The sequence below is a fragment of the Stappia stellulata DSM 5886 genome, assembly GCF_000423705.1.
Classification (GTDB): domain Bacteria; phylum Pseudomonadota; class Alphaproteobacteria; order Rhizobiales; family Stappiaceae; genus Stappia; species Stappia stellulata.
In genome coordinates this window covers 37,790-52,237 of sequence record NZ_AUIM01000013.1, presented here as the reverse complement: position 1 = coordinate 52,237, position 14,448 = coordinate 37,790, and the positions used below count along the sequence as shown (strand labels likewise).

General features: G+C 66.6%; 13 protein-coding genes. 4 read left to right on the top strand and 9 right to left on the bottom strand.

The features are described 5' to 3' along the window. Positions 1-15 precede the first annotated feature (15 nt). The 3 genes from G572_RS0111580 to G572_RS25485 form a co-directional block, all read right to left on the bottom strand. Positions 16-507: a TRAP transporter small permease gene (locus G572_RS0111580; RefSeq protein ID WP_029058622.1), complete on the bottom strand. Its 492-nt coding sequence runs from the start codon at positions 505-507 to the stop codon at positions 16-18. 11 nt (positions 508-518) lie between these two features. After that, complete coding sequence (locus G572_RS0111575; RefSeq protein ID WP_029058621.1) at positions 519-1,553, bottom strand: TRAP transporter substrate-binding protein; 1,035 nt, start codon at positions 1,551-1,553, stop codon at positions 519-521. Positions 1,554-1,662: 109 nt separating this feature from the next. Further along, the gene (locus tag G572_RS25485) at positions 1,663-2,286 is read right to left on the bottom strand and encodes a TetR/AcrR family transcriptional regulator (RefSeq protein WP_029058620.1); all 624 of its coding nucleotides are present in this window, start codon (positions 2,284-2,286) and stop codon (positions 1,663-1,665) included. Between the two features lie 115 nt (positions 2,287-2,401). Here G572_RS25485 and G572_RS0111565 point away from each other — a divergent pair, with 115 nt between their 5' ends. Then, the gene (locus tag G572_RS0111565) at positions 2,402-2,980 is read left to right on the top strand and encodes an NAD(P)H-dependent oxidoreductase (protein WP_029058619.1); all 579 of its coding nucleotides are present in this window, start codon (positions 2,402-2,404) and stop codon (positions 2,978-2,980) included. Here the strand turns inward: G572_RS0111565 and G572_RS23550 are convergent. Further along, positions 2,977-3,513: a GNAT family N-acetyltransferase gene (locus tag G572_RS23550; RefSeq protein WP_037546684.1), complete on the bottom strand. Its 537-nt coding sequence runs from the start codon at positions 3,511-3,513 to the stop codon at positions 2,977-2,979. The two genes, G572_RS0111565 and G572_RS23550, sit on opposite strands and share 4 nt — an antisense overlap. 486 nt (positions 3,514-3,999) lie before the next feature. Here G572_RS23550 and G572_RS0111555 point away from each other — a divergent pair, with 486 nt between their 5' ends. Next, the gene (locus tag G572_RS0111555) at positions 4,000-4,392 is read left to right on the top strand and encodes a DUF2794 domain-containing protein (RefSeq protein ID WP_029058618.1); all 393 of its coding nucleotides are present in this window, start codon (positions 4,000-4,002) and stop codon (positions 4,390-4,392) included. Between the two features lie 250 nt (positions 4,393-4,642). On the opposite strand, the gene G572_RS0111550 is transcribed toward G572_RS0111555, so the two are convergent. The 5 genes from G572_RS0111550 to G572_RS0111530 form a co-directional block, all read right to left on the bottom strand. Beyond that, positions 4,643-6,721: a S8 family peptidase gene (locus tag G572_RS0111550; protein WP_029058617.1), complete on the bottom strand. Its 2,079-nt coding sequence runs from the start codon at positions 6,719-6,721 to the stop codon at positions 4,643-4,645. A gap of 396 nt (positions 6,722-7,117) precedes the next feature. Next, a complete protein-coding gene (locus G572_RS0111545) occupies positions 7,118-7,903 on the bottom strand; it encodes a Bax inhibitor-1/YccA family protein (RefSeq protein ID WP_029058616.1) in 786 nt (261 codons plus the stop codon). 264 nt (positions 7,904-8,167) lie between these two features. Further along, on the bottom strand, positions 8,168-8,929 hold the full coding sequence (locus G572_RS0111540; protein WP_037546682.1) for a hypothetical protein: 762 nt from the start codon (positions 8,927-8,929) through the stop codon (positions 8,168-8,170). A gap of 150 nt (positions 8,930-9,079) precedes the next feature. Further along, positions 9,080-11,662, bottom strand: a complete 2,583-nt coding sequence (locus G572_RS0111535) for an ABC transporter permease (RefSeq protein ID WP_029058614.1) — start codon at positions 11,660-11,662, stop codon at positions 9,080-9,082. A gap of 3 nt (positions 11,663-11,665) precedes the next feature. After that, entirely contained in the window at positions 11,666-12,385 is a 720-nt protein-coding gene (locus G572_RS0111530; RefSeq protein ID WP_029058613.1) for an ABC transporter ATP-binding protein, read from the bottom strand. A 129-nt stretch (positions 12,386-12,514) separates the two neighbouring features. On the opposite strand from G572_RS0111530, the gene G572_RS0111525 reads away from it, so the two are divergent. After that, positions 12,515-13,159, top strand: coding sequence for an arylesterase (locus G572_RS0111525; RefSeq protein ID WP_029058612.1), 645 nt, complete (start codon positions 12,515-12,517; stop codon positions 13,157-13,159). A 124-nt stretch (positions 13,160-13,283) separates the two neighbouring features. After that, complete coding sequence (locus tag G572_RS0111520) at positions 13,284-14,336, top strand: aldo/keto reductase (protein ID WP_029058611.1); 1,053 nt, start codon at positions 13,284-13,286, stop codon at positions 14,334-14,336. Positions 14,337-14,448 lie beyond the last annotated feature (112 nt).

Below are 14,448 nucleotides of genomic sequence, written 5' to 3'. Positions count from 1 at the left end.
GTGCGGCCGAAGGGCCTAGGGCCTGAGTGCGTTGAGGGCGGCGGCAAGGGCGCTGATCGCGCAGGCTCCGGCCGCGAGGAAACCGACCGGCGCAAGCGGGATGGACAGCGAATCGGTGACCGCACCGTCCTCGGCCAGACGCGCGGCATGCTCCCACAGCCGCCAGGCGAAGATGGCGAGAACGCCCGCGCTCAAAAGGCCGGTGACCGGGCGCACGATGCGCGCGATCCTGCTGCCTGCGGCGGCGTCGAGCAGGTCGACCTCGACATGTTCATTGCGCGCGGTGGTCAGCGGCAGGGCCAGGAAGATGAGCGAGGCGAGAAAGATCTCGGTCAGCTCATAGGCACCCGACAGCGGCGCGTTGAACCAGTAGCGCGCGACGACATCGATGCAGGTGACGAGCGTCAGCGCGACAAGAAGCGTGCCGGCCGCCGCCGTGAGGACGGTCTGCAGGACGCGGGGCGCGGTCCGGCGCGGACGCCGGACCGTTTCGGTGGGGGATGACATGTTCCGGCGACCTAGTAGCTGACGCCGGTCTGCGCGCGCAGCTCGGCAAGCGCCTTGGCTCCGTCAAAGCCTTGCGCCTCGACCGCCTCGGCCCAGTCCGCCTCGTATTTGGCGGCGCGCTCCTTGATGGCTGCGAGCACGGTGTCATTGGCCTGATGCAGATCGATGTCGCTCTCGGCGACAAGTTCCGCGCCGCCGGCATCGGCCTGATCCCAAACGGCGCCGGCCCGTTCGGCGAAGGCTGCGCCCGAAAGCGCCTCGATGGCCGCCTTGTCGGCGTCGGAGAGCTGGTCCCATTTGGCCTGGTTCATGACCAGGAACCAGGAGGTGTTGTAGATGCCGCCCGGAACCGACATGGAGTACTTGATGTGATCGGACAGGCGGAAGGCCTTGAGCGCCTCCATCGGGAAGGTCACGCCGTCGATCACGCCGCGCGACAGTTTCTCGTAAACCTCGCCCGGCCCCATGAACTGGGTGGTGACGCCGAGATCCTGCGCCAGGTCGGCGATGTAACCGCCCGGCGTGCGCAGCTTCAGTCCCGAGAAATCCTCCGCGCTTTCGATCTTGCGCTGGTTGTTGTGCACCAGCCCGGGCCCATGGGCGAAGAGCGAGAGAAGCTTGACGCCCTCATGCTCGCCGGCGGCATCCAGCTCGCCCGTATAGACGTCCCAATAGGCCTTGGAGACGGCCACCGCATTGTTGCCGAGGAAGGAGAACTGGCCGATGCGCGAGCGCAGGAAGCGGTCGTCCTTGGTGAAGGAATGCAGGCCGTAGGTGATGTCGGCGACGCCGTCCCTGGCGAGGTCGAAATGCGCCGGCGGGGCGCCGAGCGGCTTGGCCAGCACGCGCACGCGCACGCGGCCTTCCGTGGCCTTTTCCACGTCGCGGCCCCAGGGCTTCATGACCTTGGCGACGATCGGGTGCTTCGGCGGCAGCCAGGACGACAGCACCAGCGTGGTCTCGGCGGCGGCCGGCGTCAGGCCGGTGGCGAAGGAGAGAGCGAGGGCCGCGAGCCCGAGGCGCGCGGTCGTTTTCAGAAGTCGCATGGATTTCCTCCCCGTCTGCGACGAAAATTAGTTGCAACTGAAACTTTTCAGAAATGAAAGACCGCGTCAAGTCCGCAAAACGCAGCGTCTCCCGCCCGTCGACGCCCGATCAGGCAGGGGCGGTCGTGGACCGGCAGCCGTTCATCCAGGTGGCGATCAAGCCGTCGAACAAGGTTTCCTGGGCGCGGCCGTCCGGCAGGGCTCCGACGCTGTGGCCGACGATCATGTGGTAGTAAAACGCCAGAATGCCTTGCGTCACGGTTTCCGGCTCAAGGTCCGCGCGCAGGCGGCCCTCGGCCCGCAGCCGGTCGACCGCACGTGCGGCGTTGTCCTCGATCGTTGCGCAGATATCGAGGAACTGGCGGGTCCAGGGACCGTCGTTGAGCGTCGACTGGGACAGGAACAGGCGCGCGAACTCGGGGTCGCCGCGATAAAGCACCAGCCATGGCCGGAACACGTCCGCGAGGTAGCGGGCGGGATGGTCCGTGGAGCCGTCCGCAATGGTCTGGCGCATGGTCCCGCTCAGCGCGGCGAGCCGCTGGATCTTGCCGGCGATCAGGAGGCTGGCCTTGTCGGAGAAATGCGCAAAGACGGTCGCCTTTGCCACCCCGGCGCGCGCGGCAATCGCATCCACGCTGGTCGCCTCGTAGCCTGTTTCCGCGAAGAGATCGCGGGCCGCGGCAAGGATGCGTTGCTGCGTTCGCCGGGTGCGCTGCTGCGGTTTGCCGACCATTTTCGTGTCCCTTCGTTTAAATTGACCGCGGTCAAAATTTAAGTTGACCGCGGTCATAAAATAAAGAATATCACGATTGACCGTGGTCAGAAAACGACCGGATCAGGAGAACGGCATGGCAAGGCGTATTCTCGTGCTGGATGGCCATCCAGGTGGCGACAGTCTGTGCGGGGCGCTGGCCCGCGCTTATTCGGATGCGGCCGCGGCTGCGGGCAACGAGCTGCGGGTCTTGCGGCTCTCCGGGATGGCTTTCGACATCGACATGGAAAGCGGGTACGGCAGCAAAAAGCCGCTGGAACCCTGTCTGGTCGAGGTTCAGGAGGCTCTCGCGTGGTGCGAGCACCTCGTGATCGCCCATCCGTTGTGGTGGGGCGGGGTGCCGGCGAAGCTCAAGGGTCTGTTCGACCGCGTTCTCCTGCCGCGCTTCGCCTATTCCTACGAAAAGGGCAATCTTTTGCCGGTTCCGCATCTGACCGGCCGGACGGCGGAGGTGCTTGTCACCGCCGACACGCCGCGCTGGTATCTTCACCTGATCGTCGGGGCGCCCGGCAACAAGGCGATGAAGAAACAGATCCTGGGGTTTTGCGGGTTTCGCAAGATCCGGTTCCGCACCTTTGCGCCGGTGCAGGGCTCCAGCGAACAGGACCGGCGCGGCTTTCTTGCCCGGGCCGCCGGTTACGGGCGGGCGGCCTAGCGCGCGGCCCCGTCCGTGTCGTCGTCGTCGAACCAGCCAAACACCGTCAGGTCGAGCGCGCTGTTGGCGACGCGTTCGCGGGTTGTCAGCAGAACCTGTCCGCCGCGATGGCGATAGAAGCGCAGCGCGTCCTCATTGTCGCGCAGGACCCGGATGGCGAGACCCGACATGCGCGAGCGCGCGAGTGCGCCGCGCGCGGCATGAAACAGTTCCGTGCCGAAGCCGAGCCCCTGATGGTCGGGGCGGATGTAGAGCTCGTAGATCTCGCCCTCGAACGGCAATTCGCGCATGCGCGAGCGACCGAAGGTGGCATATCCCGCCGGCGTGCCGGCCACGTGCAGGATCTGGATCTGCACACCGCGCGACAGCGCCGTGCGCCACCACTTCGGCCCGCGTTTGGAGATCATCCGCTCCAGCTCGCGCCCGTCGATGATGCCGCGATAGGTCGCGCGCCAGGCCTCCTCATGCACGGCGGCTAGGGAGACGGCATCGTCTTGGTGCGCGGGGCGCAGGGCAATCAGGCCGAGGCTCATGCGCCAATGATACCCTTGATTCTGGAATCGCAAAAGACAGAGGGGGCGCGAATGGTCTCGCGGGGATCGCACGGGGAAGGGCGGGGGCGGAAAAAGGCCCTGAAACGGGAAAAGGGCCGGCGTTAAGCCGGCCCTTCCGGTTGCATACGCGTCCCTTGCGGGACCGGGACCATGAACAGCAAAACCCCGGGGGGCTGGGGGGCTGTTGCGTACCGAGGTTTCGCGTTTCGATGATCCGTTTGCAACGAGTGTAACCTTGCAGGTCAAGATGGCGCCGTCGGGGCTGTATTGGGGCGAAATCGTGAAATCCTCGCGCCTGTTGCGAGCCGCGCGAAAAACGTTGCTTGCCAAAGCGGAAGCCGACGGCCCATCATGACGGGGCGGTGACACTTCGACTGACCTCGGGGCGCTTGCGCGCCCGGTCTCACATCGCAAGGACGACGTGTCGGACACAACGTCCGCCGGGCATTCGGGCGGGGAGGCGCAATGAGTGAGTTCGATGAGGACGCATCCCGGTTCCGGGCGGGACAGGGCGAGCCGGGCGGCGCTTCCGGCGGCGGCGGACAGGCTCCTTCCCCTCCAATCGTCACCTTTCATCGCCGTGAACTCGATCTCATCCTGCGGGTTTACGGACACCGGGTTGCCTCCGGGGAATGGCGCGACTACGCCATCGACCACCTGAAGGACCGGGCCGTGTTCTCGGTCTTCCGTCGTGCGTCGGAAATGCCGCTGTACCGTATCGAAAAGGTGCCGAGAAACGCCCGACGGCAAGGCGCCTACGCGGTTGTCGGCGCCGGGGGAACGATCCTCAAGCGCGGCGCGGACCTCGCACAGGTGCTCAGGGTGTTTGAGAAAAAGCGTCATCTGAGCGTGGTGTGATCGAGCGGCCGAGGTGGACGAGAACGCCTCGGAAATGCGTTATCCCGGCCGAATGCAATGAGAGCCGGGATCGGAGAGGCAGTGCCTGTCTGCTTTGCTTGGTTTCCATAACCGATGTCGGGGCTCCCCGGTCCCGGGTCGCGGCTTGCGCCGCGCCCGGGATGACGATGCGTGCGTGTCTGGACGTTGCCGGAAATCCGGCCGCGCAGGGGCTGCGCGGCCGTCTTGGTTTTCCGGTTACGCCCGAGCGTCAGAACTTGACGCTGACGCTGGCGTTGAGCGCGTGCGACGCCGCGCGGGCGCGGTATTCGCCCGAATAGCCGAGCGTGCCGGTGACCCGGCCCGAGGCCGAGGCATAGGCGAGGCCGGCGGAGAGGCGGGCGATATCGCGACCGATGCCGACCGAACTCGCCGCCACCGGTGCGCCCAGCATGGTCGTCGCGCGGCTGTCGCCGAGCGACCCGACCGCGCGGGCATAGCCGAGGTCGAGCACCGGCCGGAAGGCGCCGGCGGAGGTGTCGAAATCCGTGCCCGACAGTTTGATGCCGACGCCCAGGTCGGTCTGCGAGGAGGTCGCGGAGGGCGCGGAGAGTGCAAAGGCGCCTGCGCCGGTTTCGCCCGTTGCGCCGAGCCACTGATGCACGATGCGCGCCTGGGCGTAGGGCTGCAGCGCGGCCATGGCGGTCTGGAAGGTCATGCCGACACGGGCGTTGCTCCACACGCCGATGTCCGTTCCCTTCGACGTGCCGGCCAGCGCTCCGGCGCCGCCGCCAGCACCCACGATCCCCGAGCGGGTCGTGGAGCTGTCGAAGTGGCTGAGACCTGCGGCGCCGTCGACGAACCAGCGATCCATGTCGAGACCACCGTAGGCGAGGGCGTGGAGGCCGGTGGCGCTGGTCCTGTTGCCGGCGCTCGAGGTGCGGGTCTCGCTGAAGCCGAGGCCGAAGCCGAAGCGCACGTCCTGCGAGGGCCGGAAGTCCATGCCGATGAGGGCACCGCCGGTGCGGGTGAGCGCCGAGGCGGTGGTGGCGCTCGCCGAGGTTTGCGTCAGTCCGGCGATGGGAGCGGTCCACCAGCGGGCGTTGAAGTCGGTCTTCGGCGCGTCGCCATAGGTGGAGAAGGTGACGGTGCCGTCGTCGTTGTCGGTGCCCCCGGAGCCGAGGACGCCGGCGATATCGGCGATCTGGCCCATGGTGCGGCCCTGGGCGTAGGCGCCTTGCGAGAAGATGGCGCCGGTTTTCGCGTCCCGGGTCGAGGTCAGGGCGTCGAGGTTGAGAATGCCCCAGCCGTAGACGTCGTCGATCCCGGCGTCGCCGACATCGGTGGCGGTGGCGAAGACGAGCTGGGCGAGTTCGCTTGCCTTGGCGTTTGGAAACATCTCGCGGGCGATCGCGAGCGCACCGCTGACGTGTGCCGAGGCCTGGGCGGTCCCGGACAGGCGTTGATATCCGGTGGAGTTGGAGGTCGAATTGATGCCACCCGAAGAGGCATCGTCATCGCCGCCGGGTGCGGAGATGCACCAGGTGGCGGCGAGACCGCAGCGGTTGGAGTAGGAGGCGATCTCGCCGGTCTGGCCGACGGCGGCAACCGCCATCCAGTGTCCCTTCAACTCGGGATAAAGATGGGGGAGGCCGGCTTCGAGCTTCACACTGGTATCGCCGCTGTCGCCTGCCGACCAAACGTAGATGCTCCCGGCGTCAACACCGCGCCTGATGGCATCGAGCGTGTGCTTCCGGTCGGTTTCGAAAAAGTCGCGCACGGTATCCATCGCGGCACCGGAAGAGGGCATTATCTGCGCCGAGCCCCAGGCGTTGTTGTAGAATTCGATGCCATTGAGGTGCCCGTGATCGAAGAGACCGGCCGCGATGAAGTCGATCCGGCTCATATCGATGCTGGCACTGCCGCGCGTCGTCAGCTGAAGCGCGGACACCTGGGCGCCATAGGCCACGCCGACCATGCCCGTGCCGTTGCGATTCGCGGCGATGATGCCGGCCAGATGGGTGCCCTGCCCCTGAGCATCGATGCCGTCGTTGGCTGCTCCGTCCGAACCGTTCCTCGAGATCGGGCTCAGGCGTCCGGCAAGGTCCGGATGGTACTGGAAGATGCCTGAATCCACGAGGCCGACCGTCACGCCGGCGCCGGTGTAGCCACGATCGTGAGCCGCTTTGGCGCCGACCATTCCGAGACCCCACTGGGCATCATACTCCGGATCCGCCTGAGCGGCGCCGGCAAGCAGGGCCGCGCCAAGGGCGGTTCCCGCGAGGCCGCCGGCCCGACGACCGAAAGGGCCACGGTGCGAATGGTTCGACTGGAAGAATAACTTTGACATAAGTCCTCGCCACTTGGGGAAAATTGGCCAAGGTATGGCGAGCGGTCGTCCGGGGGGCAATCACCCTGAATCGGGGTTTCTCGAACGGCCCTTGCGTAAGAACTGGAGGCCGATGCCGCGTTCCCTGCCGGACCGGGGTGATGCGCGTAGATGCCGCTGTCGGCGAGGCCGCGCGGCCAAAATGCCGGTCGTATGGCGGGCCGGGGGGCTGCACGTCAATCACCCTGAACCGGGGGGCGGGCTGACTTGAAAGGCTTGTTTCGAGGACCAGGACCGGTGCCGCCGCGCGCCGGTTGAATGGCGGGGCGCAAGAAAAAAGGGGCGCTGGATTGTCTCCGGCGCCCCTTTCGTGTCTCGGTGCAGCGGGCCCTGCGTGCGGCCCGCGCGGCGGTGCGATTACTCGCGGTTGCCGAAGAGCTGCAGCAGCATCAGGAAGAGGTTGATGAAGTCGAGGTACAGGCGAAGCGCGCCCATGATCGACTTCTTCGTGGCCACTTCCGCGCCGTCGTTGCCGTCGTACATTTCCTTGATCTGCTGCGTGTCATAGGCGGTGAGGCCGGCGAACACGAGGACGCCGATCACGGAGATGGCGAACTGCAGGGCCGAGGAGGCCAGGAAGATGTTGACGATCGAGGCGAGGACGATGCCGATCAGGCCCATGAACAGGAACGATCCCCAGCCCGACAGGTCCTTCTTGGTCGTGTAGCCGTAAAGGCTCAACGCGCCGAAGGAGGCCGCGGTGATGAAGAACACGCGTGCGATCGAGCCGCCCGTGTAGACCAGGAAGATCGACGACAGCGACACGCCCATGACGGCTGCGAAGGCCCAGAACGTGGTCTGCGCCGTGGAGGCGCTCATCGACTGGACCTTGAAGCTGAGGAAGAACACCATGGCAAGCGGTGCAAGCATCACCACCCACTTGAGCGGGCTGCCGTAAAGCGTTGCGCCAAGCTGGGTCAGCATGATGCCGTTGCCGAACTGGGCTGCGGCCTGCGAGGGATCCTGCGTCGTCGCCATCCAGGCGGTGGCGAGAGCAAGGATGCCCGTGATGCCGAGGCCAAGCGCCATGTAGTTGTAGACGCCCAGCATGTAGGCGCGAAGGCCCTCGTCATAGACGCCGGCCCCTGCGCGCGCGCCGGCCGCCGTATACCCTAAGTTGGAATTGCGGTCGAAGGTCGACATCGAAATCCTCTCCATCCTCTCGTGAACCGTCCGCGACGTCGCGTCGGCGGGCGAGTGCCCCTTGAAAACATCACTGTCCTGTCCCGCGCGGGCTCAGATTTCCCGCCAAAATCGCACCAAACACGGCGGATTACGTACAAGTCTCAGTGAATATGGGCGTTGGCGAACGCGCGAACAAGGTGCAATCGAACCAAAACACATTACCGATCTGTCATGAACGACAAAGGGTAAACGGGTCGCAAACGCGACCCGCTCGCCCGATTGTCACTTCATCGCCTTGAGGCGCGATGCGATCTGCCGGTCGCAGGTGCCGCCCGGCCAGCGCACGATTTCCTCGCGGGCGAAGTCCAGGATCTCCTTCTTGGGGTCGACCATGGTCTCCGCCGTGACGCCGGGCTTGAACCACTGAAGGACGGCATAGTCGCCGCCGCCGTCCGTCAGGAAGGCAACCGGCTGGCCGTTCTCGACGATGCCGAGACGACCGACGCGCACGGGTGTCACCTCCACGTTGCGGGTCGTGCCGTCGATGGTCATCTTGGATTTCGACAGGCGCAGCGACTTGAAGGAGGCCGCCTTGGTGCCGGTCCAGCGGCCGAACAGGCGCTCGCCCTTGTTTTCCACCGAAAGGCAGGAGTTCTTGTAGTTGGGGATCGACAGGCGCTTGGAGGGGTGTTCCACCGGCTCCGCGCCCTTGGTGAAGGTGGTGAACTTCATCTCGTGTTCGCCGGTGCGATAGACGCGGATCTGGACCGGATCGTAGGTCGCCTGTCCGATGCGGCGGGTCAGGAAGTCGAACTGGTTGAGATCGTTCGTGCCGGCCTTGCGGTACAGCCAGATCGCGGGCAGGCCGTTTTCGAACACCAGCCAGTCGCTGACCACCAGACCGCGCGGTCCGGTCGGTTCGTTGACCTGCCACACGCCGGTGTGGAAGGGCGATTCCGCTGCGCTCGGGCTGGTCATGCCGGTCAGGGCAGCCGAGCCGATCGCAAGCGCCAGCGCGGCGCTCCTGAGGTTGAGAAGGGTCATGAAAACGTGTCTCCGGATACGTGTCCTGGGTGGCGGGGCGCTGGTGCCCTCACGCGGATTTTCGGAGAATATCGTTCGGCGGACAAAAAGGCACCCCCGCAGCAATCGTACAGGTCATCGACATGTGGATGACCTGTACGATTGCCTGTCCTAGAGGTTGCGCAGGACCGGGGCCGGCTTGCGGCCGAGCACCCGCCAGGTGCCGATCAGCCCGAAGCCGACGGTGAGCACGAGGGCGGCAATCGCCGCGCCGATCGCTGTCGCCGGCAGGAAGGTGAAGGCGCTGTCCATCACTTGCACCAGCACGAAGGACGCGGCGAGCGCGCCGGCGATGACGGCGAAGGTCGCGGTCACCAGCCCGAGGGCCGCGTACTCGATCACGAAGCTTGCGATCAGGCGCATCCGGGTTGCCCCCAGCGTCTTGAGGATCACCGAATCGTAGACCCTGTGCCGGTGCCCGGCCGCCAGCGCCCCACCCAGGACCAGCACGGAGGAAACCAGCGTGACGGAGGCGGCGGCGCGGATTGCCCAGGCGAGCTGTTCCACCAGCGCGTTCACCTGCGCGATTGCGTCCTTCACCCGGATGGAGGTCACCGTCGGGAACGCATTCGCGACCGTCTTCAGGAGCGCAAGTTCTTCCGCGCGCGTGCCGCCGTCGGGATAGGTCAGCGTGCGCAGGTGGGTGTGCGGTGCGCCGGCGAAGGTGTTGGGGGAAAACACCATGACGAAGTTGATCGAGAGCGATTCCCAGTCGACGCGCCGGAAATTGGCGATTTCCGCCGTGATGTTGCGGCCAAGCACATTGACCGTCACCGTGTCGCCGAGCTTCAGGCCAAGCTCGCCGGCCACTTCGCTTTCGAAGGAGACGAGGTTCGTGCCCGTGTGGTCGGCCGCCCACCATTCGCCGTCCGTCAGCGTCGTGTTGTCGGGCTTTTCTGCCGCGTAGGTGATGCCGCGGTCGCCGCGCAGCGCCCAGCCACCGCCCTGCGGGGTCTCGATCTCCGAGCTCGGCACATCGTTGATGGCGGCGATCCGCCCGCGCAGCATCGGTGCGCCGTCGATCGTGGCCGTTGGCGCTTCGCTCGAAAGCAGCGCGTCGAAGGCGTCGCGCTCGCTGTTCTGCACATCGAGAAAGAAGAAGCTCGGCGCCTCGCGGGCGATGGTCGCGCCAAGCTCGCGGCGCAGGTTGCCGTCGATCAGCGCCAGCGTCACCAGAAGCGACAGGCCGAGGCCGAGCGACAGCACCACGGACGGAGTGAGGGCGCCGGGGCGGTGGATGTTGCCGAGTGCGAGCCTGAGTTCCGCGCCGCGCGGACACGGCAAACGGCGCGCACCCGCCATGATGGCGCGTGCGATCAGCGACAGCAGCAGGAAGACGGCCGCCGTCGCGCCGACGTAGACCAGCGAGATGCGCGTGTCGCCCGACAGCCAGATGGCGAGCGCGGCGAGCACGGTGACCGCAAGCGCCGTGCCGACGATGTAGCGCTTGCGCGGCCAGCGGTGGCGCGTGCTGACGTCGTCGCGGAAGAGCAGGCGCGGCGGCACGTCATGCGCGCGCCCCAGCGGCCAGAGCGCGAAGGCGAGCGCCGTCAGCGCGCCGTAGAGGACGCCAAGGCCGAGTTCGGCGGGATAGATGGAGGCGATCGCCTGGACCGGCAGGATGGTCGCGAGAAACCCTTGGGTCGCGAAGGGGATCGCGGCGCCGAGAACGAGGCCGCAGGCGATGCCGAGGCCGGTCAGCATCAGGATCTGGATCAGATAGACGCGAAACACGAAGCCGCCGTCGGCGCCGACACAACGGAAGGTGGCGATCACCGGGCGCTTGGCATCGAGGAAGGAGCGCACCGCATTGGCGACGCCAACGCCGCCGACGAGCAGCGCGGTCATGCCGACAAGGCTGAGGAACTGGGCCAGACGGCCGATGTTGCGCTGGAGGCCGGGGGCTGCATCGGCGCGCGAGCGAATGCGCCAGCCGGCTTCCGGAAAGGCGTCCTCGGCCTCCTCGACGATGGCGTCGAGCCGCTCGGGCGTGTCGAGGCGGACCCGGTAGTGCTGACGCACGAGGCTTCCCGGCTGGATCAGGCCGCTGGCCTCGATGGCGGCATTGGCGACGATCACCCGGGGGCCGAAGTTCAGCCCGTCGCTGAGGCGGTCCGGCTCGACCTCGATGGTGTCGGAGACCGTGAGCGTGGCGCGGCCGAGGGTGAAGCTGTCGCCGACCGACAGGCCGAGACGTACCAGCAGCTCCGGTTCGACCGCCGCGCCGAAGGTTTCGCCCTGCGGTGCAAGCGCTGCGTCCAGCGATCCGCCGGCGGCGAGGCTCATTTCGCCGAAGAGCGGGTAGGCGTCGTCGACGCCCTTGACCTCGACCAGCGTTTGTTCGCCGGTCGTGCCATCTTCGCCCGGCGCCCGCGCCATGGCGCGCAGCGTGGAAATCCGCGAGACCGCGCCCAGGCTCTCGATAAAGGCGTATTCCTCCGGCGTGGCCTGCCGGTGGATCAGGCGGAAGGACAGGTCGCCGCCGAGGATCGTCGTGCCTTCCGCGGCGATGCCTTCGACAAGAGAGCGCGAGACGGAGGTGACGCCGGAAATGGCGGCAACGCCGAGCGCGATGCAGGCGATGAAGATGTAGAAGCCCTTCAGCCCGCCGCGCATCTCGCGCAGCGCAAAGCGAAACGCCAGCGCAAGGCCGGGTCGGGAGGCGGAGGCCTGCCCGGCGACGAAAGCCGTCATGGATCAGGCCTCCCGCACGGCGGCGACGGGAGCGTCGACTGTCTCGATATGGCCGGAGCGCACGCGGATCGCGGTGTCGCAGCGCTTTGCCAGGGCTGCGTCATGGGTCACCAGAACCAGCGTCATGCCGCGCTCGCGGGTGGCCTGGAACATCAGCTCGACGATCTGCGCGCCGGTCTTTTCATCCAGGTTGCCGGTCGGTTCATCCGCCAGGAGCAACGGCGGGCGCGTCACCAGCGCGCGGGCAATCGCCACGCGCTGCTGCTCGCCGCCCGACATCTGCGCCGGATAGTGGTCGACACGCCCGCCAAGCCCGACGGCGGCAAGCTCGGCGCGTGCCGCTTCGAAGGCATTGGCATGCCCGGCGAGTTCCAGCGGAACGGCGACATTTTCCAGCGCCGTCATGTTGGGGATCAGGTGAAACGACTGAAACACAATGCCGATGGAGCGGCCGCGAAAGCGGGCAAGGTCGTCCTCCGACAGGCGGGTGAGATCGGCGTCGCCGACCACGACGCTGCCACTGTCGGCGCGCTCCAGTCCGGCCATGACCATCAAGAGCGTCGACTTGCCCGACCCCGACGGCCCGACGATGCCGACCGTCTCGCCGGCGGCTATGTCGAGTCCCACGCCTTTCAGGATGTGGACCCGGCCGGCATCGTGACCCAGGCTGAGATGAACGTCCTTGAGCGAAATCAGCGGAGCCGGGTCTGGTCGGTCGGTCATGCACTACCCTATATACGGCGGGACGATGGAAAACGGGGCGGACCGGAGGCACTCGCGCTCCGGATTGCGGTCGGATCGATCTGTCCGATATGGGACCCTATGAAGACGACGTCCAGAGGATCAGTCCAGGTGATACGATTTGATACAGTTTTGCGCGCCCTTGTCATTCTCGCTTTCGCCTGCGGCGTGGCCCGTGCCGGGAGCGATCCGGTGAAGATCGTCGCGCTCGGCGACAGCCTCACGGCCGGCTACCAGCTGGCGCCGGAGGCCGCGTTTCCCGTGCAGCTGGAAGCGGCGCTGAAGGCGCGCGGGCACAACGTCGAGGTGGTCAATGCCGGCGTGTCGGGTGACACGAGTTCCGGCGGCCTCGCCCGGCTCGACTGGTCGGTCGGGGAGGCGGCGGACGCGGTGATCGTGGAACTCGGTGCCAACGACGCGCTGCGCGGCGTGCCGGTTGCTTCCGTGCGCGAAAACATCGATGCGATCGTTGCAAGGCTCGACGAACGCGGCCTGCCGGTGCTTGTCGCCGGCATGCGCGCCCCGCGCAACATGGGCGAGGACTATGCGGCGGCGTTCGATGCGATCTTTCCCGAGGTGGCGGAGAAGCACGGGGCGCTGCTTTATCCCTATTTCCTGGAAGGGGTGCCGGTGTCGCGCGAAACCGTTCTGCCGGACGGGATGCATCCAACCCAAAAGGGCGTGGCGCTGATCGTGGAAGGCATCCTGCCCGATGTCGAGGCGCTGATCGAGCGGGCCCGCGCCGGCAGCCGGTGACAGCCGGGTTTCCGCAAGCCGACAGGTTGACCGCGGCGCCTGGCTTGCGCCAAGTTTCCATCGCTTATCGATCCATCCGTCCGAGATCCTGTCGTCTCCGACCCTTCAAGAAGAAAGAAACCGCATGGAAAAGCGTCGTCTCGGACGCACGGACGTTCATGTTTCCTGCCTGTCGCTGGGAACCATGACCTTCGGCGAGCAGAACACGGAAGCCGAAGGTCATGCCCAGATGGACATGGCGCTGGACCATGGCGTCAATCTTTTCGACGCCGCCGAGCTCTATCCGATCCCGCCCCGGGCCGACACGCAAGGGCGGACCGAGGAGATCGTCGGCAGCTGGATCAAGGCACGGGGCAACCGCGATAGAATCGTGCTCGCGACCAAGATGGTCGGACGCAGCGACAACACCTGGTTTCGCGATGGCGGCGTGAAGGCCAATCTGAGCCGCGCCCATGTCGAGGAGGCGGTCGACAAGAACCTCAAGCGCCTTCAGACCGACTATATCGACGTCTATCAGCTCCATTGGCCGGATCGCGCCGTCACGTGCTTCGGCTCCAACCCGACGATCTGGCAGGCCCCCGAACCGAGGGCCGACGAGGTCGCGATCGAGGAGACGCTGTCGGCGCTTGCCGATCAGGTCAAGGCCGGCAAGATCCGCCACATCGGCCTGTCCAACGAAAGCGCCTGGGGCACGATGACCTGGCTCGCGACCGCGGAACGCCTCGGCCTGCCGCGCGTGGTCTCGATCCAGAACGCCTATTCGCTGGTGAACCGGACCTTTGAGACCGGCCTTGCCGAAATCGCCTTGCGCGAGGACGTCGGCCTGCTCGCCTATTCGACGCTGGCGCAGGGCTATCTCACCGGCAAGTACCGCGACGGCGCGCTGCCGGCGGGTGCGCGCAAGACGCTGTTCAACCGTCTCGGTCGCTACGAGAGGCCGGGCGCGGAAGCGGCGATCAACGCCTATCTCGATCTTGCCGCGGAGCTGGGCATTGCGCCGTCGCAACTGGCGATCGCCTTCGCACGCTCGCGCAGCTTCATGACCTCGGTGATCCTGGGCGCGACCTCGCTGGCGCAGCTGGAACACGATCTCGGCGCGCTGGAGGTGACGATCACGCCGGAGATCGAGAAGAAGATCACCGCGATCTTCCAGCGGCACGGCTCGCCCTGCCCCTGAGAGCGGGGCGAGCGCGATTCGACAGGCGCGGGCGGGGGCCGGAAACGGTCTTCGCCCGTTTTTCGTTCATGGTGCGCCGCCCTCACGGGACTGATCTTTTTCGGGTTTTCTT

Excerpts from the sequence above, each read along its gene's own strand:
- G572_RS0111535 (WP_029058614.1), bottom strand. The coding sequence starts at position 11,662 with ATGACGGCTTTCGTCGCCGGGCAGGCCTCCGCCTCCCGACCCGGCCTT.
- G572_RS23550 (WP_037546684.1), bottom strand. The coding sequence starts at position 3,513 with ATGAGCCTCGGCCTGATTGCCCTGCGCCCCGCGCACCAAGACGATGCC.
- G572_RS0111550 (WP_029058617.1), bottom strand. The coding sequence starts at position 6,721 with ATGTCAAAGTTATTCTTCCAGTCGAACCATTCGCACCGTGGCCCTTTC.
- G572_RS0111530 (WP_029058613.1), bottom strand. The coding sequence starts at position 12,385 with ATGACCGACCGACCAGACCCGGCTCCGCTGATTTCGCTCAAGGACGTT.
- G572_RS25485 (WP_029058620.1), bottom strand. The coding sequence starts at position 2,286 with ATGGTCGGCAAACCGCAGCAGCGCACCCGGCGAACGCAGCAACGCATC.
- G572_RS0111520 (WP_029058611.1), top strand. The coding sequence starts at position 13,284 with ATGGAAAAGCGTCGTCTCGGACGCACGGACGTTCATGTTTCCTGCCTG.
- G572_RS0111580 (WP_029058622.1), bottom strand. The coding sequence starts at position 507 with ATGTCATCCCCCACCGAAACGGTCCGGCGTCCGCGCCGGACCGCGCCC.
- G572_RS0111575 (WP_029058621.1), bottom strand. The coding sequence starts at position 1,553 with ATGCGACTTCTGAAAACGACCGCGCGCCTCGGGCTCGCGGCCCTCGCT.
- G572_RS0111540 (WP_037546682.1), bottom strand. The coding sequence starts at position 8,929 with ATGACCCTTCTCAACCTCAGGAGCGCCGCGCTGGCGCTTGCGATCGGC.
- G572_RS0111565 (WP_029058619.1), top strand. The coding sequence starts at position 2,402 with ATGGCAAGGCGTATTCTCGTGCTGGATGGCCATCCAGGTGGCGACAGT.
- G572_RS0111555 (WP_029058618.1), top strand. The coding sequence starts at position 4,000 with ATGAGTGAGTTCGATGAGGACGCATCCCGGTTCCGGGCGGGACAGGGC.
- G572_RS0111545 (WP_029058616.1), bottom strand. The coding sequence starts at position 7,903 with ATGTCGACCTTCGACCGCAATTCCAACTTAGGGTATACGGCGGCCGGC.